The organism is Pseudomonas sp. (assembly GCF_050739935.1).
In the GTDB taxonomy this organism is placed as follows: domain Bacteria; phylum Pseudomonadota; class Gammaproteobacteria; order Pseudomonadales; family Pseudomonadaceae; genus Aquipseudomonas.
On record NZ_JBOICF010000090.1, the window covers coordinates 1 to 20,946 of the forward strand.

Below are 20,946 nucleotides of genomic sequence, written 5' to 3' on the forward strand. Positions count from 1 at the left end.
ACATCATTGTTACAGATGAACCGCGTTCGCCAGCAAGCCGGCTCCTACAGGGGATCACGGCGCGCAAGTGGGTGTTGGTTATCTGAACCCCAACTGCCGCCAGCCTTCATAAACTGCAATCGCCACGGTATTCGACAGATTCAAGCTGCGGCAGCCCTCACGCATGGGCAGACGCAGGCGTTGCTCGCTCGACAGCGGGTCCAGCACTTCGGGTGGCAGGCCGCGGCTCTCCGGGCCAAAAACGAACGCATCGCCTTCCTGAAAGGCCACATCATGAAAAGGCCGCGAGCCCTTTGTGGTAAAAGCGAACAGCCGGGTTTGGCCGATGCTTTCCAGACAGCTCGCCAGGTCGGCGTGACGATGCAGCGTGGCGTACTCGTGATAGTCCAGACCTGCGCGGCGCAGGCGTTTGTCATCCAGCTCGAAGCCCAGAGGCTCGATCAAATGCAGGTTGCAGCCACTGTTGGCGCAGAGCCTGATGATATTGCCGGTATTCGGCGGAATTTCTGGTTGAAAAAGGATCACGTGAAACATGCACGGCTCCGAACGAAAGGACGGGATGCATTCTACCCCCGAACAAGACCCGAGACCGAAGCTATGGCGGCGGTTTATGGGGTCTATTGCCATATTCGGGGTCATGGTCGGGTTGATGATCGGACGGCTGACCACGCCAGACCCTGTCGAGCTGCAACGAGTTGAAGTTCTGCCCGAAGGCGTCGCGGTATGGTTCAACCGCGAGCCGCAGCTGCATGGCGAAATAATCGACGGTGCCGTGGCGCTGCTGTTTAACGCCACGGGCGAGACGCAACGAGGCGAATTGAAGCTCAACGGTCGGGATGTACGTTGGAGGGTACAAAAAAGCGATAAGGGTTTGTTGCTGAACCTTCTGGCGGCCCGTCCGCTGCACGGCGACTGGCGCGGTGCAACTGAGGACGGGCGCTGGAGACTGGAGGTCAGTCTCCGAGAGGAATAAAAGAGGGGAATCCCCGGCCTGCCTGTACCAAGGTCCCCAAAACTGGTGATGATTAACCTATTGCAGAGCGCGTGCCAGTTTTCCTGCATCGTTTCAAAATAAATTCAAAACAAGCTGCAGACCGCCGTGGCTGGGGCTTATAGCGTTGCTGTCGAATAGCCGGGCAGACTTTTATAGGTTCAGCGAGCGGCGCGCGCCCGACCGGATACGAATTTGATCTGCACGTTATTTGTGCGTTTTCTGTGGCGAGACGCCAAAGTGATGCACTTACGAATATGCTGCTAACGACAAGGAGGTTTGGCTGAAAAGCCTATGGAGTGGGTGATATTTATATGTTTTATCTATTCTAAATTCCGAAGAAATAAGCCCGTTTGAGATTAGTTATTTGAGCTTTTTGTGGAGGGCTTTCTGAATAAGCTCGGTTGTCCATTCAAAGTTTCAAGGCTTTTATTCATGTCTCAAGCAGTGGCCAACTCATCGAATACTCTTCCTCCGAACTCGCAACGCAGTGCGCATTTCGCTTCAGTTAAAAGCAAAATCCCTGAATGGCTGATTAATGCGCCGCCGGAAGTGCATAGCGCGCTTCGTCAGGCGGGTGGCAAATACCTGCCCTGGTTCGAACGCGCCCGACAATCCATGCCCAAGGTTGCGCGAGCCTTGCAGCAGGAATATGTGTTGTATCGGTTCAATCAGCACGAGCTCAACCAGATTCTGGCGCAATTACCGAGTCTTGAGGCGTTTGCCGAACCCTTGTTGGTCGCGGCAATAAAAGAGCGGTTCGGTCTTCAAGTGGACGTGCGTAAGACTTGGCTTTTTCACGCAAGCAGAGTCCGCGTCGACGATTCATTTGTAAGTATCTCCAGAGATCCATTGGTCGAACTTCAGAAATCGCTCAAGGCCGCAACTCAAACGCTGCTGCATGCTGCATTGCAGAATTTCGAGGCCTGGGAAACCACTCCAGGCGCAATGGACCTGGGTGAGCGCCATAAGGCTGCCATTTATCAACGCTATCCCGTATCCGGAATAGCCGTGACGGGAACGGCCCTGGCGATTGTTCCCGAAGCTTTCGCAGCGCTATGTCGCGAGCTGGATCTGGGAGGTAAGTACCAGGAAAAAATCAGCGCATTCCTCAATCCTCCTGCCAAGCCCGGCGACGCCTCTGACGCGGCCACGTTCAATCGCCAAGGGCTTTTAAAACGGGTCGAAGAATCGGCATATACGATCCAGGTGCACCTGGCTTATATGAAACGCGATATCAGCGAGAGCCTGTACAACGCCCTGCTGGATGTAGCGCGCAACGGCACGAAAGTTGAGCTGGACGGCCGGCGTGTCACATGCAGTTTCCTACGGCTCTGGGACATTGAACTGACGGGGATCGTGGCTATCGGCAAGTCGCGTGAAGACTCCGATCAGATGGAAAAAGTCGTGGTTTACATTCCGGATGATCCCGTGTGCCCGCTCAAAGAATATGAGTCCAGCGCGGCATTCATGCGTGCGCTACGCGACAGGATGTTGATCGACGGTTATCTGGATTTCTTCCAGCGCTTCGTCCCGGCCCGCCATCGGGCTGAGCTGCTCGCAAAACTGGATGAGTGTTCGCGCCCAAGCGTCTGGAACAAAGACAGGGGTTGGTATGAGCAACAAATCGATAGGAACGCGAATCTCCACCTGCGAGACCGTACGTTAACCATCGGGCTTTTGGCGGCGATCACCGAGCAGAAAAACAATGTGCTCAAGGACGACGCGTTGTTTCATGCGGTGCCTACAGCCGATGAAGATCAGAAAACCTCTGCGCAGCGCATGCACTACTTCGAAAGCCTGGCGTTGCAGGCACTCAATGTCGTGGGTTTCGTTGTGCCGCCGGTGGGCGCGGTAATGATGGCGGTGGCGGCTGCTCAGTTGACTACTGAGGTATTCGAGGGGATCGACAGCTGGACCCGTGGCGAATGGGAGCAGGGCTGGGGTTATCTGATGGACGTAGTCGAGAACGTGGCGTTGATGGCCGCGCTTGGTGCTGCACATCAAGGTGGAGGAACGCCGGCACTCGAGAAAATCACGGTCGAGACGCCTTCGTTTATCGAGGAGCTCAAGGAAGTCGAACTGCCGAGTGGCGAAACTCGCTTATGGAAGCCGGACCTCGCACCCTTCGTCCACGATACGGTTCTGCCTGAAGGTTTGAAACCTGACGAATTCGGGCTCTATCACTATCGGGACAAAACCTGGATTTCGATTGAAGGCAATGTCTACTCGGTCAGTCAGACATCTTCGACCGGCGCTTTTCGTATCGAACATCCTACCAAGGCGCTGAGCTATGAACCGCCGCTGCGCAACAACGGCGCGGGCGCGTGGCTGCATCCTGTTGACCAGCCGCTGGAGTGGCAGGGGCTGAAGTTGTTTCGGCGTCTGGGGCACGCCGCGAGCAAATTTTCCGATGTGACAGCGCGGCGGATTCTGCGCGTCAGCGGCACCCATGAGGCTGTTCTGCGCCGAGTGCTGGCCGAGAGCCGACGTGCGCCCGCCTTGCTCGAAGACACGATGCAGCGCTTTGAGCTGGATGAGGAAATCGGGCGCATTCACCAGGGCGGTGGCGCTGATATCAACCGGGCAGCGTTGTTCGAATCGCGTTACGCGATGATGGCCTCAGGTGCTGGGAAAGATGTTACGACGCTGGCGCGCGCTTATCCCGCGCTGCCTCGGTTAATTGCAGAAGAGATAATCAGCTATGCCCTGCCTGCGGAGCTGGAGACATTGGCCCAGGGTCGTGTGCCCGTACGCATTGCCGAGGAGATCCGCGTCTATCAACAGCAGGTCCGATTGGCGCGGGCGTATGAGGGGTTATATCTGAGCTCGGTGAACCACCCGGATACCGAAAAGTTGATCCTGCATACCTTGGAATGTCTTCCCGGCTGGTCTTCGCAGCTTCGCCTGGAAGTGCGGGAAGGCGGGTTCACGGGCACCCTGCTTGACAGTGTTGGACCTGACGATGCGGTCATTCGCAAAGTGTTGGTCAAATACGTTGATGGTTATGAACCCTACGATGAGTTGGGTCTGGGCTTGCATGGACGTGACGATCTCTACTCCTGCGTGCTACATGCGTTGCCAGATGCGCAACGAGTCGCGTTGGGTTTTCCCAATACCTGGGACGGCCTGAAGCTCAGGCAGGCGGTTCAGGATGGCCCGCAACTGCCACGAGAAACCCTACGCAATGTCCTGAAGATGCAGCCGGCCGGGCCCATCTCTAAATCACCCATGCGTCTGGCCGACGGCCGCCTGGGTTATCCGTTGAGCGGAAGAGGCGCGATGACAGGGTTCATCGCGCGAGACACCTTGCTGGATCTTATTCGATCCATCGGATTGCCAAGCGTAGAAACGCCAGCCGAGAGCATTTTGAATGCCTTGGAACGCAGCGGAATGGATCGCCAGCAAATTCATCAGCGATTGATTCAGGTGTTGGGCGAGCGCAACGTATTGGACAGCAGCATGAGCGCGTGGGGCGATGCGTCCGCCTCTCTTGCCGATCTGCATGTGCGCGAGGCAAGCCGCATTCGTATCCACGATGCCATCTGGCGGCATTGGGCTGAAAATGCGTTGCCCGAAATTGCCCAGACGTCGTCTGCCTTGCGTCTGCAACAGGTCGTGCTGACGGATTTCCCTCCAGAGCTTCCCGATTTTTTCCATCAGCGTGTCGGGCATGTTGAGCTGGTCGATATCGACATCACTCGATTTCCTGATACGGCACCGCGCCCAGTGGCCCAGCTCATGGACGACCGTCGTACGCTCGAGCGATTTTTCGCGCGATTTCCAAGGGTCACATCGCTGGAGGTCAGCCGCCCTGAAGCAGCGACTCGCTTCACAGAACCCTTGATCCTTCAATTACCCGATCTGGTTGCAAGCAGTTTTCCGGCAATTAGGGCGTTACGCCTGATCAATTTGAGTATTTTATTGAGCCCACTGGAGATCGATGCCTTGGGCACCCTGCGGCAACTGGAGTGGCTGGACTTGAGCGGCAATCTGGTCAGCCGTGCACCGCCCACCAATTTCGCAAACTTGCGACTGCGCTATTTGGGGCTCGACCGCGTTGGGCTCTATAGCTGGCCGTCTTGGGTCGACGGACTGTTACCCGATCATGTCACCGAACTTTCGCTACGCAACAACCGCATCACCGAGCTGCCGGAGCACATTCTGAACCGCGGGTCTGGTACTGGTCTGTCGACCGAGATATCGCTGCAGGGCAATCCGTTGTCACAGTTGACCCTCATGAGGGCGCGGTTGAACCATGGGGTCGGCAGGCAATTTCGCTTCAATCTGGACGTTCCGCCATCGCTTGAAGCCAGAATGGCGGAGCTGAGACAGGAAAGAGCGCGCTTACAAGAGGCTGTTGACACCTGGGCCGAGGCATCAAGTTCAACGAGGCCCTTGAGTGCGGAAACAGTTCGGGTCAGACGCACTGTCGGCGAAACGATCATGCAGTTCTGGCGCGCTTACAGCGAGGGCCAGACATTTTCGGTACTGGATTTGGAAGGAATCTCGCTGGATGATTTTCCTCGCCAGCTACCAACGTTCTTCTGCATGCGGGTTCGTAACCTGAGGCTCACCCTAGTAACGGCGACTACATCGCAATTGAGTCAGTTCCTGGCAAATCTGCCTCAGCTGAGCAGCCTGGAGCTTGTCGGTCATGCTCAGCCATTGCCCGACCTGCCCTCGGCCCTGTTGGACCTGCCGTCACTCACGACCCTGAGCCTGAGAGGGCAGAACCGTTATGTGGATCAGCAAGCGATCACTTTTCTGGGCCGCATGCGCAATCTGGTGTCGCTGAATCTGGAGGGGAATCGACTCGGGGACATAGTCGATGTTTCCGGCCTGCGCGCAAACCTGCGGTGGTTGTCCTTGAGCGACACAGGGCTGGATCGCTGGCCAGATTGGGTAAATGATCTGATGCCGCTGGAAGGTCTCGTGCTGGATCACAATCAGCTGACTGAATTGCCGGAGCACATCCTGGACAACCCGCGTAATGATCAGGCGCAAACCGAGATCGCTGTCCGGGGCAATCCGTTGACTGATGAAACGATGCGCAGGGCACATACGTCCGAGAGCTACCACAGCGCCTACACCTTTGCCATGGACTTGCCAGCGGATATCGAAGCGTTGCCGGTAGACCGTTATTACTCCGACTCCGATTCTTATTATTCAGACTCGGACTCTTCTGGCCATTTTCATGGATCGCTCCCTTCCTCTCCGGAGGAAGCTGCTGATGTGGACGCGTGGTTAATGGGCTCCACTGAAGAAAACGAGGTTCATCGGGCGCTTTGGCAACGTATTGAGGAGGCGGGGGATGCCCCGGATTTAATGGCATTGGTCGGGCGTTTGACACAAACGGCGGCGTATCGTACGGAGCGCACGCGCATCGATTTTTCCGAAAGAGTGTGGCGAGTTCTGGAGGCCGCGGACCAAAGCCAGGAAAATCGCCTGCTTTATAACGGGATGGCCGAAGAAGCCCTCGTACAAGCTGACACCGGATCACAAACCTGCCATGACGGTGCCTGGCTGGTATTCAATCAAATCGAAATCCAGATGTTCACTGAGCAGGCCCTGAGCAATGCACCGGCGGCCTCGCGTGGACAGACGCTGTATCGGCTGACTCGACGTCTTTATCGGCTGCATGAACTGGACATCATTGCGCGTGAACAGGCGGGCAGTCGTGATGAAGCGGAAGTGCGCCTGGCTTACCGGCTGCGGGGGGCATCAGAGCTGGATCTGCCGTTGCCTGCGAGCAATATGTTGTATCAGGCGCAGGCTTGTATTCGTCCCGGTGAACTGGACGCAGCCCTGGCGCGAGTGCAGACAGGGGAGACTGGCGAGCCGTTTATGCGCTATGCGGCCGAGCGAGACTTTTGGGTCCAATACTTGCGCGAAGCCTATGCCGACCGATTCGAAGCGCTCAAGCGGGATTATCTGGCGCGTGTAGAAAGTCTTCCCGAGCGCTTCCCAGGACAGACCATTGATGAGTTGGGTGAAGAGTACGCTGCCTTGAAGCGGGAATTCGATGCTCAGGAGATGACGCTTATCCGCGAATTGACCTACCGTGAAGGGTTTGATTTCAGCTGATCATCGCCCCTGTAATTGTCTGCTGATCGGTTCGCATATCACCGGTCAGCGGAGTACGTATCCACCGATAGCGCTGCGTCGAGAGCCGCAGCGCTAATCAGAACGGCACATCCCCCAGAATCGTCGCCCGATGCATCACCCGACGCTGCGGCCGATAGTCGTCCACCGCGTAATGCTGGGTCACGCGGTTGTCCCACATGGCGACATCGTTTTCCTGCCAGCGCCAGCGAATGGTGAACTCGGGTCGCGTCGCATGGGCGAACAGCAATTTCAGAATCGCCTCACTTTCCACAGGCTCCAGTTCGTTGATTCGCGTGGTGAAACCCTCGTTGACGAATAGCGCCTTGCGTCCGCTGACCGGGTGTGTGCGAATCACCGGGTGCGACAACGGCGGGTTCTTGCGCCGGGTTTCTTCCCAGCGCGCCAGGTCTTCAGCGGTATGGCCAAAGCGTTCCAGCGGGAAGGAACGGGTGAAGTCGTGGGTGGCGGTCAAGCCGTCGAGCAGCGTTTGCAGCGGTCTGGACAAGGCCTCGAACGCCGCGATACCACTGGCCCACAACGTATCACCACCATAGGCCGGTAACTGCTTGGCACTCAGCACCGCCCCCAGGGCAGGTGTCGGCAAGAAGGTTACGTCGGTGTGCCAGATCGCGTTGTCTCGCACGTCGGTCAGCGCGGTGTCGAGCACCATGATTTCCGGCTGTTCGGACACGTTGGGATAAATCGGATGAACATGCAGGTCACCGAACTGCGCCGCGAAGCGTGCCTGCTGCTGCGGTGTTATGGGCTGGTCGCGGAAGAACAGCACTTGGTGTGCCAGCAATGCCTGCTCGATAGCGTTGCGTTGCTCGGTAGTCAGCTCCCGGCTCAGGTCGACGCCGCTGATCTGCGCGCCCAATGCTGAACTGATAGGGGTGATGTGAAGGCTCATGCGGGTTCTCACAATGTGCGCCGAAATGTCGGCGTAGTCAGTGTCGTCTGTTATTCAAGGGTTCAGTGGTTCTGGCCGTGCCACGGCACCAGCTTGCGTTGCAGGGCGCGCAAGCCCATTTCCAGTGCGAAGGCGATGAAGGCGATAACCAGAATCCCCAGCACCACCACATCGGTCACCAGAAACTGCGCCGCCGACTGCACCATGAAGCCCAGCCCGCTAGTGGCGGCGATCAGTTCTGCGGCGACCAGTGTCGACCAGCCCACACCCAGGCCAATGCGCACACCGGTGAGGATGTCCGGCAAGGCGCTTGGCAAGATGACATGCCGAATCAGCTGCCAACGACTGGCGCCCAAGGATTGCGCGGCACGCAGCTTGGCGCTGTCCACCGTGCGCACGCCGGTAGCTGTGGCGATGGCGATGGGCGCGAAGATCGCCAGATAAATCAGCAGCACTTTGGAGAATTCGCCGATCCCGCACCAGATCACGATCAAGGGCAGGTAAGCCAGAGGCGGAATCGGGCGATAGAACTCGATCAGCGGGTCAAAGATGCCTTGGGCGATGCGGTTGTGCCCGATGGCGATGCCGACCGGAATGGCGGTCAGCACCGCGAATACCAGACCCAGACCGATGCGCTGCAGGCTTGCACCCAGGTGCTGCCAGAGGGTGGACTCCATATAACCCTTGGTCATCAACAGCCAGGCCTTTTCCAGCACGGCAGAGGGTGGCGGCAGGAACAGCGGTTCGACCCATTCAAGCGCCGTGACAAGCCACCATGCGCCTAGCAGCACCACCAGAGTCAGCACGCTGATGGCGCGCGTGCTCAGATACAGACGCGGCGTTACGGTTTTGGCAGGGGACGGCGTTTGTGTGAGGGCTTCGGTCACTGGCGGCGATTGGTATTTGCTCATGCCCGTTGCTCCTGAATGGCCTGGCGTTGTGAAAACACCCGAGCCAGCACGTGTTCGCGGGTTTCAATGAACCGAGGATCGGATTTGATCGCGCGCGCCGATTCCCCTGCGCTGTAGCGTTGGCCGAAGTCCAGCTTGAGGTGCTCGACGATCTGCCCCGGATTGGGCGCCAGCAGAATCAGATCCGTGGCCAGGAACACGGCCTCTTCGATGTCATGGGTAATCAGGAATACTGGCTTGGCGCTGCGCTTCCAGACCTGCAGCAACAGCTCCTGCATCTGCTCACGGGTGAAGGCGTCCAGCGCACCGAAAGGTTCGTCCATCAGCAGCACGCGCGGATCGGCGGCCAGCGCCCGAGCGAGTCCCACGCGTTGTTTCTGGCCGCCCGACAGCTGCCAGATACGCCGTTTTTCGAAGCCGGCCAGGTCAACAAGCGCCAGCATTTCCCGAGCCTTGGCCTCACGTTGCGCCCGAGTGATTCCAGCCAGTTCCAGGCCAAAGGCCACATTGGCGAGCACGTCTTGCCACGGCAGCAAAGCATCGTCCTGAAACACTACGCCGCGTTCAGCGCTCGGGCCTTTTACCGGCACGTTATCCAGTGTGATACGGCCGGCGCTGGGCTCGACGAAACCTGCGATCAGGTTCAACAGCGAAGTCTTGCCGCTGCCGGACGGGCCGAGCGCCACCAGCAACTGCTGCGGGCCGAGGCTCAGAGAAATATCCGACAGTACCGGCTCGGCCGCACCGGGATACTGTGCGCAGATGCGCTCCAGCTGTAACAAGGCCATGGCGATGACTCCGCTTCTATAAAGGTGTGCGTTTTTGTGGCGTCGGCAGTGGCGCGTGTGCCGAATTTTTCGTAGGAGCCGGCTTGCTGGCGAACCGGGCCAGACAGTCACCTCATGGGGTGCTGACTCACCGCGTTCGCCAGCAAGCCGGCTCCTACAGGTGTACGTCGGTCATACCGCTACTGGCGGCAAACCGTGCTGCTACAGGTGAGTTGTTATTGAGCGACAAACTTGGCGCTGACATATGGCGTGTAATCCGCCAGCACTGCGTCTACCTTGCCTTGCTCCTTCAGGAACGCTGCAGTCTTGCCGATGGCTTCGGTAGTCGGTGCGCCCAGCTCTTTTGCCTGGTCAGCGGCCAGCGGATAGACGTTGCCTTCCAACAGGCCCGGAATGTCGCTGGCTTTGGCGCCGGACAACTTCACCAGCTTGTCGATGTTGCTGGTGTTGGCAATCCACGCAGCGGGGTCTTTGCGGTAATTGGCATAGGCGTCGAGAGTGGTCTTGGCGAAGGCTTTGACGATTTCAGGATGTTTATCGGCGAAATCCTTGCGCACGATCCATGCGTCGAAGGTCGGGGCGCCGAGCTTGGCCAGTTCGCCGGAAGTGATCAGCACTTTGCCGGTTTCCTTGGCGACACCCAATGCCGGATCCCAGACGTAGGTGGCATCGATATCACCGCGTTTCCAGGCGGCTGCAATCGCCGGTGGTGCGAGGTTGAGGATGGTCACTTTGGTCGGATCGATGTTCCAGTGCTTCAGCGCTGCCAGCAAGCTGTAATGCCCGGTGGATACGAAAGGCACCGCGATTTTTTTCCCGATCAGGTCCTGTGGGCTATTGATGCCGGCACCGTTACGAGCCACCAGTGCTTCAGCAGCGCCGATCTGCGTGGCAATAAGGAACGTCTCGACTGGCACTTTGCGCGTGGCAGCCGCAGTCAGAGGGCTGGAACCCAGATAGCCGATCTGCACGTCGCCGGAAGCGATGGCCGTGATCACGTCGGCGCCATTATCGAATTTGCGCCAGGAGATTTTCGAGTCCGTGGCCTTTTCATAAGCGCCGTCGGCCTGGGCGACTTTCGCAGGGTCGACGGTGGTTTGGTAAGCGACAGTGAAATCCGCAGCCTGGGCGAGCAGGGCAGAACCGGCAAGTGACAGGACCGCCAGTAGGTGAAGGGGTTTGAGCAGTTTCATGGGGTAGCTCCGGATCAAGGCAGACCGAGGGACTGGATGATCCGAAGCGTAAATGATCTAAGAAACGCCAAATAAATAACTTTTACGCATTAGCTTAGAGTGGAATGCGTTCGTGCATGGCGCCAACGACCGCGGAAAAGCGAAAAATGCCGTGGCAAGTTGACCGTTCATCGAAATGTTGCGTTTTTGTAATTGCGATCTCGATGTTCGTACCAGATGGGGCTTCGCGCCATGGCCACGTTTATTCAGGAAGGCTGAGACTCTGGAGTGCCGGGTTTTCGAGGTGGAAGTCTGGCCGCGCTGTGCCAGTTAACTGACAAGTTTGGCCCATGATTGTTGGAAAAATAGACAGATAGCAGGGTGACAACTGTAACAATTGCGTCTACCCCACTATTAATTAGTTATTTTTCAGAGGGTTATCTCTCTAATCTTCATCCTTTTTGACACGCAGACCGTGACTGAGCGGTCTGGTTCCGGTCGTACGATGCGGCAAAACTAATCGATCTGACGAACGGAGTAGAAATATTTTTTGGGAATTACGCGAAGACGCCGATACACTCCGCAACGGACGGCTGAAACGGCTTGTGACATATAACTGCTTGGCATAAAAGCAGGCTCACAAAGTCTTTTTAGGTTTAAAGGAATTCCCTTACCTTGCAGCCAGCTGTTAACGCGGTCTAGTCAATTAGTCTTGAGGGCATTGACTCGCCGAGTCTGGTCCAGCGCTAATCGCGCATCCGCGGTCTTGAGCCTTCGGTCTCGGAACCAAGGAACTACAAAAATTAGATTCAAGAGGAGCGATACACAATGAAGAAGTCCACCCTGGCCCTGGCCGTATCTTTTGGCGTAATGGCCACTCAGGCTGGTGCTGCTGGTTTCCTGGAAGACAGCAAGGCGACCATCAGTTCCCGTACCATGTATTTCGAAAACGACAGCCGCGAAGGCGGTGCCGACCAGCGTGAAACTGCCGAGGGTCTGCTGTTCAACTTCATCTCCGGCTACACCCCAGGCACCGTTGGTTTCGGTCTGGATGTACAGGGCATGACCGGTATTCATCTGGGCGGCGGTATCGAGGGTCACGACGCCACGACCGCGAACACCTTCTTCCCTACCGATACTGATGGCTCGTCCGTAGACACCTGGTCCCGTCTGGGCGCGAACGCCAAGGTCAAGCTGTCCAAGAGCGAGCTGAAAATCGGTAACGCCCTGCAACCTAACCTGCCAATTCTGGTTGCGAACGACGGCCGTCTGCTGCCGCAAACTTTCTCGGGCGGCACTATCCAGTCGAAAGAAATCGACAACCTGACCATCAACGCCGGTAAGTTGGAGCATCAGGCAGCTCGTGCTTCGAGCAACTACTCGGGCCTGTCGGTCAACGGCGCGACTCGTGACTCGAACAATTTCGTGTTCGGCGGTCTCGATTACAAAGTCACCAAAGACCTGACCCTGCAGTACTACTACTCGAACCTGGAAGACTTCTACAAGCAGCACTTCCTGGGTCTGGTACACGTTCTGCCAATCGGTGAAGACCAGTCGTTCAAGACTGACCTGCGTTACTTCGACAGCAGCTCCGACGGCAAAAACGGTCAGGGCGCTTCGGGTTATGGCTTCAACAACAACGGTGGCTACGCCAAGCACGCCGGTGAAGTCGATAACAAAACCTGGACCGCGATGTTCACGTACACCCTGGGTGGCCACGCACTCATGGTCGGTCATCAGCGTGTCAACGATGATGGTGGCTTCGTCTGGTTGAACCAAGGTTCGGTACGCGACGGCAACAACCGTCCGGACGGCGAGGGCGGCTCCAGCTTCTACCTGTTCACTGACTCGATGATCAACCAGTTCGCCCGTGCTGGCGAGAACACCACTTTCGGTCAGTACTCCTACGACTTCGCTCGTCTGGGCGTGCCAGGCTTGAAAGCTGCGTTCGCCTACCTGCACGGTACCGATATCAAGGCTGTTGCCGGTGCGGCCGACCAGAGCCATGCTTCCGAGTGGGAACGTGACGTGCGTGTCGACTATGTGTTCCAGGACGGTCCTCTGAAAGGCTTCGGCGCCACCCTGCGCCGCGGTAACTACCGTGGTGACGCGGCAGGCATTCAGGACCAAGACCAGACTCGTCTGATCTTCAACTACACTTACGCTTTCAAATAAGCGTCGGCTGGTTGAAAAGAGCCCCGCTTCGGCGGGGCTTTTTTATGCCGTAAATAAAGGATACGCACTATTTTTATAGCTGAAAAAGCGCTCGTCATTGCTTTTCGGTCTTTCAGTTTTAAGCTTTTCGCAGGCACAGTGTCCCAATAACACTCACCAAAGGAGCTGACTGTATGAGCCTCAAACTTGGCGACATCGCCCCAGATTTCGAACAACAGTCCAGCGAGGGACTAATCAGGTTTCACGAATGGCTGGGGGACAAATGGGGGGTGCTGTTTTCCCACCCCGCCGACTTCACTCCTGTGTGCACCACCGAGCTTGGCTTCACCGCTAAGCTCAAGGACGAGTTCGACAAGCGCAATGTGAAGGCCATTGCCCTCTCGGTGGATTCGGCCGAGTCCCACGTCAAATGGATTCACGACATCAATTCGACCCAGAACACCACCGTCAATTTCCCGATTCTCGCTGATGCGGATCGCAAGGTCTCGGATCTGTACGACCTGATTCATCCAAACGCCAGCGAAACGCTGACCGTACGCTCCCTGTTCGTGATCGATCCGAACAAGAAGGTGCGTCTGACCATTACCTATCCCGCCAGCACCGGCCGCAACTTCCATGAGATTCTGCGCGTCATCGATTCGCTGCAATTGACCGACAGTCACAAAGTAGCGACGCCAGCCAATTGGAAAGATGGTGATGACGTGGTGATCGTGCCTTCGATCAAGGATGAAGAAGAGATCAAGCAACGCTTTCCGAAAGGCTATACGGCCGTGACGCCTTATCTGCGCCTGACGCCGCAGCCTAATCGCTGAATCCTTTTTTCAACCACGACATTCGGGCCGATTAATCGGCCCTTTTTTATTGGCACAAAACACTTTATGCCGCGCAGCGCTGTATCTAAGGGAGTGAATCTATTCGCGATGCGATTCGTCGGGCAATAGATATGCATGGATCTTATTGGCCTCTCGCTCATGAATTCGCTCCCACAGAAAACCCGCGTGGTCTGCCAGCCCTGGCATATTCAGTTTGGTGCTAACCAAATGAATAAATATGATTTTAGCGAATAACAAAGCCCTGTTAAGGTCTCTCCGTCTGGCGAGATCGCCAGTAATGAATCCCTTCACACCTCACTGGTCCGCCATCGGACGAGCAGGTGCTACCTATTCAGCTACAAGCAAAGGAGCGTGCCATGCGCACTGTCATTTTGCGTCGAGGCCTGGTCGCTCTGTTTGTTGCGGCGGTGTCTTTCGGCCCAAGTTTTTTAAAAGAGGCTCAAGCTCAGGCCGATACCCTGCGCATCGGTTATCAGAAGTACGGCACGCTGGTACTGCTCAAGGCAAAAGGCTCGCTGGAAAAGAAACTTGCCGAACAAGGCGTTCAGGTCCAGTGGACCGAATTCCCCGGTGGCCCGCAGCTGCTTGAAGGCCTGAACGTGGGCTCCATCGATTTCGGCGTGACCGGTGAAACGCCGCCAGTCTTCGCCCAAGCCGCTGGCGCCGACCTGCTCTACGTAGCATCCGAGCCGCCTGCGCCGACCAGTGAAGCACTGCTGGTGCCCAAGGATTCGCCGATCACCTCGGTCAAGGACCTCAAGGGCAAGAAGGTCGTGCTGAACAAGGGCTCCAACGTTCACTACCTACTGGTGCGGGCTCTGGAAGAGGCCGGACTGAAATACAGTGACATTCAAACCGTTTACCTGCCGCCGGCCGATGCCCGTGCTGCATTTGAACGTGGGGCCGTGGATGCCTGGGTCATCTGGGATCCGTACCAGGCCGCCGCCGAGCAACAGTTGCAGGCGCGTACCCTGCGTGACGGCAAAGGCATCGTCGACAACAACCAGTTCTATCTGGCGACCAAGCCCTATGCACAACAGCATCCGAAGGTGATTCAGACTCTGGTCGAAGAAGTGCGCGCGGTGGGCGACTGGTCCAAGGCCAACCCCGAAGAAGTGACCAAACAGGTTGCGCCGCTGCTCGGCTTGCCTGAGGACATCACGCGCATTTCGGTAAAACGCCAAGGTTACGGGGCGTTGTTCATCACCCCTGAAACCGTCGCGGCCCAACAGAAAATTGCCGACACCTTCTATCAACTCAAGTTGATCCCCAAACCGCTCAGCATCGCCGATGTGATCTGGACGCCACCTGCTGCTGTCGCTAAAGCGCAGTAAGCCTCGGCATTTAAGAGGAGACAACTCCATGAGCGTGGAAAAAATCACTCACAGACTGGCGCCCTGGATGCTACCGGTCTTGTTGCTGGCGATATGGCAACTGGCGGTCAGCGCCGGCTGGCTCTCCACTCGGATCCTGCCCGCGCCGAGCGCGGTCATCGAAGCGGGTGTGACGCTGGTGCGCAGTGGCGAGATATGGACTCACTTGGCCATCAGCGGCTGGCGTGCCGGTATTGGTTTTGCTATCGGCGGCGGTATCGGCCTGACGCTGGGCTTCATCACCGGTCTGTCGAAGTGGGGCGAACGTCTGCTCGACAGCTCGGTGCAGATGATCCGTAACGTGCCGCACCTGGCGCTGATTCCGCTGGTGATCCTGTGGTTCGGGATCGACGAGAGCGCCAAGATTTTCCTGGTGGCATTGGGCACGTTATTCCCGATTTACCTGAACACCTACCACGGCATTCGCAACATCGACCCGGCACTGGTGGAAATGTCGCGCAGCTACGGTCTGTCGGGCTTCTCACTGTTCCGTCATGTGATTCTGCCAGGCGCGATGCCGTCGATTCTGGTCGGCGTGCGCTTTGCATTGGGCTTCATGTGGCTGACGCTGATCGTGGCTGAAACGATCTCAGCCAGCTCGGGCATCGGCTATTTGGCGATGAACGCCCGTGAATTCCTGCAGACCGATGTGGTGGTACTGGCAATCGTTCTGTACGCCGTACTCGGCAAATTGGCAGACCTCGCGGCGCGCGGTCTGGAGCGGGTCTGCCTGCGTTGGCACCCGGCGTATCAAGTGGCTAAAGGTGGCGCGCAATGAGCAATCTCCAACAACCGGCAAACCTGTTGCGCGGGATTCCGCTTCAAGTCCGCAAACTGAAGAAAACCTTCGGCTCGCGGGAAGTATTGAAAGACATCGATCTGCACATCCCGGCCGGACAATTCGTCGCTGTGGTCGGTCGCAGCGGCTGTGGCAAAAGTACCTTGCTGCGCCTGCTGGCGGGCCTGGATAAACCTACCAGCGGGCAATTGCTGGCCGGAAATGCGTCGCTGGCCGATGCCCGGGACGACACCCGTCTGATGTTCCAGGAAGCGCGTTTGCTGCCCTGGAAACGCATCATCGACAACGTGGGCCTTGGCCTTAGCGGCGACTGGCGCGGCAAGGCTCTCGAAGCCTTGGAAGCTGTAGGGCTGGCCGAGCGCGCCAATGAGTGGCCGGCAGCCTTGTCGGGCGGCCAGAAGCAGCGTGTAGCGTTGGCGCGGGCCCTGATTCATCAGCCGCGTCTGTTGCTGCTCGATGAGCCATTGGGCGCGCTGGATGCCTTGACCCGTATCGAGATGCAACAGCTGATCGAGAACCTGTGGCAGAAACACGGTTTCACCGTGCTGCTGGTAACCCATGACGTCAGCGAGGCCGTAGCCATTGCCGACCGTGTGTTGCTGATTGAAGAAGGCCGCATCGGTCTGGATCTGCAGGTCGAACTCGCCCGACCGCGCGCTCGCGGCTCCTACCGACTGGCCGCACTGGAAACCGAAGTGCTCAACCGCGTGCTGTCCGTACCCGGCAGCCCGCCCGAACCCGAACCCACTTCACCGCTGCCCACGCAACTGCGTTGGGCCAACTAAATCCAGGTGCAATGTTGCACCCGGATCTGATCTCACAAAGGAAGCCAAACCATGACTATCAAAGCCATTAACGTACGTAACCAGTTCAAAGGCACCATCAAGGAAATCGTTACCGGCGACGTATTGTCCGAAATCGACGTACAGACCGCTTCCGGCATCGTCACGTCCGTCATCACCACCCGCTCGGTCAAAGAGCTGGAGCTGGTTGTCGGCAGCGAAGTGATCGCGTTCGTGAAATCCACCGAAGTGTCGATCGCCAAGTTGTAATCGATGCGTTGTGCACAACCCCGATGGGCGCGAGCCCTTCGGGGTTTTTTTGTGTGAAGTTGGTGCAACAGCCCGTGGGAGCAAATTCATTCGCGAAAGATATGACAGACGACAGAGATATATCGGCTGTACCGGCCATTCGCGAATGAATTCGCTCCCACCGTGAGTAACGTCGGTTGTTTTGTCGTACTCAGGAGAAAGGCCCTTGCACGTGTTGATGTAGGATTCAATAGTCCTGCGTCTTTGGTAGTAGACGGCCAAGACATGCTCGTTGATGTTTGGCTCGATGCCCGTGTAGAGACGCAATCGAGAGAGGCGGTGCCTTAGTCAGGGCTCCACGATTCAAGGTTGAAATGCGGTTCCCTGTGGGAGCGAATTCATTCGCGAAAGATATGACAGACGACAGAGATATATCGGCTGTACCGGCCATTCGCGAACGAATTTGTTCCCACAGCGGCTCGGCGCTGTTTCAGAACGTGTGCTTTGGCAAAAACGGCGGCAGATACAGCCCCAGATACGCATCGAACACGCGCCTGCCTTCCTCGGCCATGCGCGGGGTGATGGTATCGTGCAATTGCACGGAGCGGGCATAGACGCGATCGGCGAGTTCCAGCGCCAGGGCGAAGACCTCGACATCATCCGGCAGGGCTGGCAGCTGGAAGTGTTTGGCGAACAGCTCGTGCATCAGGTTGCCCAGCTCGACGTCATGCTGGCGGTCGGCTTGAGTCACTTCGGTCAGGCCGTGCTGCGCGAGGATGAGCTGGCGGGCGGCGGCGTCTTCGCTGTAGATGGTGAGCATGCGTGTTTCGACCATTCGCGACAGGTCGTGCCAGTGGTTGAGCCGCGCATGATCGATGGGCTGCTGCAGGCTTTCGCGAAAGGCGGCGTGAATGTCTGCGGTCAACGCTTCGAGCAGGGCCGGCACGCTGGCGAAGAAGTGGTAAACGGAGGAGGGAGGAATCTCTGCGCGCTCGGCCACGCTGTAGATCGACAGGCTCGCCACTCCGTCTGAAGCCAGGAGCGTACGGGCGGCGTCGAGAATCGAGTCGATCCGGGCCTGACTGCGCGCGCGGGGTTTGCGGGGTGTGGCGGGGCGGGTCATTGCTTGCTCTCTTGATCGGGGCCGCGTGCATTGTACGCGAGGCATGGATCTACGGCGCCTGGCTCGGCCTCATCGCGAATGAATTCGCTCCCACAGGTCATCACCAAGGCCGTTATTTCGATCCTTCGCCCATCTCCGTGGGAGCTAATACATCCGCGACAAATGGCGCAGGTGGCGAAATCCCGTGATCTCCCTCGTCTAAAATAAAGAACGCCCCCAACCACATGGATTGGGGGCGTTCTTTTTATTTCACACAACCGTCAGACAGTGTGCAGATACCAGTTGTATTCAAGGTCGGAGATGGAGTGCTCGAACTCCTCCAGCTCGCTTTCCTTGCACGCAACGAAGATATCGATGTACTTCGGATCGATGTACTTGGCCATGACTTCGCTGTCGTCCAGCTCGCGCAGAGCATCACGCAAGTTGTTCGGCAGGCTCTGTTCATGCTGCTCGTACGAGTTGCCTTCGACCGGCGCACCGGGCTCGACCTTGTTGGTCAGACCGTGGTGAATACCAGCGAGCACCGAGGCCATCAGCAGATACGGATTGGCATCGGCACCGGCGACGCGGTGTTCGATACGCACGGCATCGGCGCTGCCGGTGGGCACGCGAACGGCGACCGTGCGGTTATCCAGTCCCCAGGTGGGCGAGTTGGGTACATAAAACTGAGCACCGAACCGGCGATACGAGTTGACGTTCGGGCAAAGGAACGCCATCTGCGCCGGTAGGGTCTCGAGCACACCGCCGATTGCATGACGTAATGCGGCGTTCTGCTCGGGATCCTCACTGGTGAAGATGTTTTTGCCATCGCGATCCAGGATCGAGATGTGGACGTGCAGACCGTTACCCGCTTGGCCTGGATACGGCTTGGCCATGAAGGTTGTGTCCATCTCATGGTCGTAAGCGATGTTTTTGATCAGTCGCTTGAGCAGCACTGCGTAATCACAGGCTTTGAGGGCATCGGCGGTGTGGTGCAGGTTCACTTCGAACTGCGCCGGGGCACTTTCCTTGACGATCGCGTCGGCAGGGATGCCTTGCTCTTTGGCGCCTTCCAGAATGTCCTGGAGGCAGTCGACGTATTCGTCGAGGTCGTCGATCAGGTAGACCTGTGTCGAGTGCGGGCGTTTGCCGGAAATCGGCGAGCGCGGCGGTTGTGGACGACCGTTCACGTTCTCCTGATCGATCAGGTAGAACTCCAGCTCGAACGCCGCGCAGATGGTCAGGCCCATTTCATCGAACTTGGCCACGACCTGGCGCAGCACTTCACGTGGATCGGCGAAGAATGGCTCGCCTTCCAGTTCGTGCATGGTCATCAAGAGTTGTGCGGTAGGACGCTTCTGCCAAGGCTCGTTGCAGAGAGTGTCGGGGATTGGATAACAGATTCGGTCTGCGTCACCGATGTCCAGACCCAGGCCGGTGCTTTCCACCGTCGAGCCATTGATATCCAGTGCGAAAAGAGAAGCTGGGAGGTTGATGCCTTTTTCGTAAACCTTATGGAGACTGGTGCGTTCGATGCGCTTGCCGCGCACCACTCCATTCATATCTGCAATCAGAAGGTCAACGTATAGAACCTCAGGATGTTCCTTAAGGAACGCGTTCGCTTCGTTGAGCTGAACGGCACGCGGGGGTACCGACATGATGCAACACCTTTGTTGTTGAAAATATCAATCATCGAGCATTACGGGGTTCAGTCAATCCGAAAGCCCTGATGAAGTCAAGAGAGCCCCGTTCTGCCCTAAAACGGCGCCCTTAAGCCAAATTTGCCGCACTTTAGGGCGGTTTTTTCCTGTTCGAAGCGGCGGAAGTAGCGATCTTGAGCGGAGCGTATTTTATTTTTTACGGCGTTGTTGTGTAAAAAAATGAACAAGGCTAAGCTCGATCGCAGCCCATAACAGCAATAACACCGGGGGTCACATGTCTCGCCTTCCGCTGATCGGCGTCACCGCCTGCACTCAGCAAATTGGCTCGCATGCCTATCACATCAGTGGTGACAAATACGTCCGTGCAGTCGCCGTCGCTGCCAAGGGCCTGCCGCTGATTCTGCCGTCTCTGGCAGAGCTCATCGATCCGGCCGATATCCTCTCGGCGGTCGATGGATTGCTCTTCACCGGTTCTCCATCCAACGTCGAACCCTATCACTATAGTGGTCCAGCCAGCGCGCCCGGTACTGCTCATGATCCTGCACGCGACCGCACCACCTTACCTCTTATTCGTGCCGCTGTGGCCGCCGGAGTGCCGGTGCTGGGGATTTGTCGTGGGTTCCAGGAGATGAATGTGGCGTTTGGCGGCAGTCTGCATCAGAGCGTTCACGAGACGGGAACCTTCATGGACCATCGTGAGCCAGACAATGAACCTGTTGAAATTCAATACGCTCCAAGCCATCCGATGCACATAGAGCCGGGCGGGATTCTGGCCGGCTTGGGGATGGCGCAAGAAATTCGTGTCAATTCAATACATGGTCAGGGCATCGAGCGCCTGGCGCCCGGTTTGCGCGTGGAGGCAACCGCCCCGGATGGCTTGATCGAAGCGATCTCCGTTCCCTCGGGCGCGCCTTTTGCTTCGTCCGAGGTGTTCGCACTGGGCGTTCAGTGGCATCCGGAGTGGCAAGTCATGCACAACCCCGACTATCTTTCAATTCTTCAGGCATTTGGCGATGCCTGTCGAAAACGGGCAACGCAACGTGACGCCGATGCGTCCAGATAACGCCCGGTTGCCATAACGGCGATCGGTTC

16 protein-coding genes are annotated in these 20,946 nt (G+C 57.4%); 9 read left to right on the forward strand and 7 right to left on the reverse strand.

Annotated elements, in window-relative coordinates; genetic code table 11:
* Positions 1-78: 78 nt before the first annotated feature.
* Entirely contained in the window at positions 79-534 is a 456-nt protein-coding gene (gene trmL, locus ACRER8_RS18080) for a tRNA (uridine(34)/cytosine(34)/5-carboxymethylaminomethyluridine(34)-2'-O)-methyltransferase TrmL (protein WP_431747586.1), read from the reverse strand.
* Between trmL and ACRER8_RS18085 the strand changes: the two genes are divergently transcribed.
* Both ACRER8_RS18085 and ACRER8_RS18090 read left to right on the forward strand, forming a co-directional pair.
* Positions 533-973, forward strand: coding sequence for a hypothetical protein (locus tag ACRER8_RS18085; protein WP_431747587.1), 441 nt, complete (start codon positions 533-535; stop codon positions 971-973). The two genes, trmL and ACRER8_RS18085, sit on opposite strands and share 2 nt — an antisense overlap.
* A gap of 453 nt (positions 974-1,426) precedes the next feature.
* Positions 1,427-7,078, forward strand: coding sequence for a dermonecrotic toxin domain-containing protein (locus tag ACRER8_RS18090; RefSeq protein ID WP_431747588.1), 5,652 nt, complete (start codon positions 1,427-1,429; stop codon positions 7,076-7,078).
* Positions 7,079-7,175: 97 nt separating this feature from the next.
* Here ACRER8_RS18090 and tauD read toward each other — a convergent pair whose 3' ends face one another.
* The 4 genes from tauD to tauA form a co-directional block, all read right to left on the reverse strand.
* Positions 7,176-8,009: a taurine dioxygenase gene (gene tauD / locus ACRER8_RS18095; RefSeq protein ID WP_431747589.1), complete on the reverse strand. Its 834-nt coding sequence runs from the start codon at positions 8,007-8,009 to the stop codon at positions 7,176-7,178.
* 62 nt (positions 8,010-8,071) lie between these two features.
* Positions 8,072-8,920, reverse strand: a complete 849-nt coding sequence (gene tauC, locus ACRER8_RS18100; protein WP_431747590.1) for a taurine ABC transporter permease TauC — start codon at positions 8,918-8,920, stop codon at positions 8,072-8,074.
* Positions 8,917-9,708, reverse strand: a complete 792-nt coding sequence (gene tauB, locus ACRER8_RS18105; RefSeq protein ID WP_431747591.1) for a taurine ABC transporter ATP-binding subunit — start codon at positions 9,706-9,708, stop codon at positions 8,917-8,919. The genes tauC and tauB overlap by 4 nt, the downstream gene beginning before the upstream one ends.
* Before the next feature lie 215 nt (positions 9,709-9,923).
* Entirely contained in the window at positions 9,924-10,901 is a 978-nt protein-coding gene (gene tauA, locus ACRER8_RS18110) for a taurine ABC transporter substrate-binding protein (protein ID WP_431747592.1), read from the reverse strand.
* 807 nt (positions 10,902-11,708) lie between these two features.
* Here tauA and ACRER8_RS18115 point away from each other — a divergent pair.
* From ACRER8_RS18115 to ACRER8_RS18140, 6 genes are all read left to right on the forward strand, one after another.
* Positions 11,709-13,055: an OprD family porin gene (locus tag ACRER8_RS18115; RefSeq protein WP_431747593.1), complete on the forward strand. Its 1,347-nt coding sequence runs from the start codon at positions 11,709-11,711 to the stop codon at positions 13,053-13,055.
* A 173-nt stretch (positions 13,056-13,228) separates the two neighbouring features.
* A complete protein-coding gene (locus ACRER8_RS18120) occupies positions 13,229-13,867 on the forward strand; it encodes a peroxiredoxin (protein WP_431747594.1) in 639 nt (212 codons plus the stop codon).
* 377 nt (positions 13,868-14,244) lie between these two features.
* Positions 14,245-15,222 carry a sulfonate ABC transporter substrate-binding protein gene (locus tag ACRER8_RS18125; RefSeq protein ID WP_431747595.1) on the forward strand — a complete coding sequence of 326 codons (978 nt, stop codon included), beginning with the start codon at positions 14,245-14,247 and terminating at the stop codon, positions 15,220-15,222.
* 28 nt (positions 15,223-15,250) lie between these two features.
* Entirely contained in the window at positions 15,251-16,039 is a 789-nt protein-coding gene (gene ssuC, locus ACRER8_RS18130) for an aliphatic sulfonate ABC transporter permease SsuC (RefSeq protein ID WP_431747596.1), read from the forward strand.
* Complete coding sequence (gene ssuB, locus ACRER8_RS18135; RefSeq protein WP_431747597.1) at positions 16,036-16,845, forward strand: aliphatic sulfonates ABC transporter ATP-binding protein; 810 nt, start codon at positions 16,036-16,038, stop codon at positions 16,843-16,845. Before ssuC ends, ssuB begins: the two co-directional genes overlap by 4 nt.
* A 51-nt stretch (positions 16,846-16,896) precedes the next feature.
* Positions 16,897-17,112: a TOBE domain-containing protein gene (locus tag ACRER8_RS18140; RefSeq protein WP_062379390.1), complete on the forward strand. Its 216-nt coding sequence runs from the start codon at positions 16,897-16,899 to the stop codon at positions 17,110-17,112.
* A gap of 469 nt (positions 17,113-17,581) precedes the next feature.
* Here the strand turns inward: ACRER8_RS18140 and ACRER8_RS18145 are convergent, their stop codons facing one another.
* Together ACRER8_RS18145 and ACRER8_RS18150 are read right to left on the reverse strand one after the other, a co-directional pair.
* Positions 17,582-18,214 (reverse strand): TetR/AcrR family transcriptional regulator, encoded by a 633-nt coding sequence (locus ACRER8_RS18145; protein WP_431747598.1) that lies wholly within the window; start codon positions 18,212-18,214, stop codon positions 17,582-17,584.
* A 260-nt stretch (positions 18,215-18,474) separates the two neighbouring features.
* Positions 18,475-19,851 (reverse strand): glutamine synthetase family protein, encoded by a 1,377-nt coding sequence (locus tag ACRER8_RS18150; protein ID WP_431747599.1) that lies wholly within the window; start codon positions 19,849-19,851, stop codon positions 18,475-18,477.
* Between the two features lie 277 nt (positions 19,852-20,128).
* On the opposite strand from ACRER8_RS18150, the gene ACRER8_RS18155 reads away from it, so the two are divergent.
* Positions 20,129-20,917 carry a gamma-glutamyl-gamma-aminobutyrate hydrolase family protein gene (locus ACRER8_RS18155; RefSeq protein WP_431747600.1) on the forward strand — a complete coding sequence of 263 codons (789 nt, stop codon included), beginning with the start codon at positions 20,129-20,131 and terminating at the stop codon, positions 20,915-20,917.
* Positions 20,918-20,946 lie beyond the last annotated feature (29 nt).

What these genes read in the sequence shown, in the direction of transcription:
- ssuC (WP_431747596.1), top strand. Translation starts at nt 15,251, where the DNA reads ATGAGCGTGGAAAAAATCACTCACAGACTGGCGCCCTGGATGCTACCG.
- ACRER8_RS18120 (WP_431747594.1), top strand. Translation starts at nt 13,229, where the DNA reads ATGAGCCTCAAACTTGGCGACATCGCCCCAGATTTCGAACAACAGTCC.
- ACRER8_RS18090 (WP_431747588.1), top strand. Translation starts at nt 1,427, where the DNA reads ATGTCTCAAGCAGTGGCCAACTCATCGAATACTCTTCCTCCGAACTCG.
- ACRER8_RS18150 (WP_431747599.1), bottom strand. Translation starts at nt 19,851, where the DNA reads ATGTCGGTACCCCCGCGTGCCGTTCAGCTCAACGAAGCGAACGCGTTC.
- ACRER8_RS18140 (WP_062379390.1), top strand. Translation starts at nt 16,897, where the DNA reads ATGACTATCAAAGCCATTAACGTACGTAACCAGTTCAAAGGCACCATC.
- tauA (WP_431747592.1), bottom strand. Translation starts at nt 10,901, where the DNA reads ATGAAACTGCTCAAACCCCTTCACCTACTGGCGGTCCTGTCACTTGCC.
- ssuB (WP_431747597.1), top strand. Translation starts at nt 16,036, where the DNA reads ATGAGCAATCTCCAACAACCGGCAAACCTGTTGCGCGGGATTCCGCTT.
- ACRER8_RS18145 (WP_431747598.1), bottom strand. Translation starts at nt 18,214, where the DNA reads ATGACCCGCCCCGCCACACCCCGCAAACCCCGCGCGCGCAGTCAGGCC.
- ACRER8_RS18125 (WP_431747595.1), top strand. Translation starts at nt 14,245, where the DNA reads ATGCGCACTGTCATTTTGCGTCGAGGCCTGGTCGCTCTGTTTGTTGCG.
- ACRER8_RS18155 (WP_431747600.1), top strand. Translation starts at nt 20,129, where the DNA reads ATGTCTCGCCTTCCGCTGATCGGCGTCACCGCCTGCACTCAGCAAATT.
- tauC (WP_431747590.1), bottom strand. Translation starts at nt 8,920, where the DNA reads ATGAGCAAATACCAATCGCCGCCAGTGACCGAAGCCCTCACACAAACG.
- ACRER8_RS18115 (WP_431747593.1), top strand. Translation starts at nt 11,709, where the DNA reads ATGAAGAAGTCCACCCTGGCCCTGGCCGTATCTTTTGGCGTAATGGCC.
- trmL (WP_431747586.1), bottom strand. Translation starts at nt 534, where the DNA reads ATGTTTCACGTGATCCTTTTTCAACCAGAAATTCCGCCGAATACCGGC.
- tauB (WP_431747591.1), bottom strand. Translation starts at nt 9,708, where the DNA reads ATGGCCTTGTTACAGCTGGAGCGCATCTGCGCACAGTATCCCGGTGCG.
- ACRER8_RS18085 (WP_431747587.1), top strand. Translation starts at nt 533, where the DNA reads ATGCACGGCTCCGAACGAAAGGACGGGATGCATTCTACCCCCGAACAA.
- tauD (WP_431747589.1), bottom strand. Translation starts at nt 8,009, where the DNA reads ATGAGCCTTCACATCACCCCTATCAGTTCAGCATTGGGCGCGCAGATC.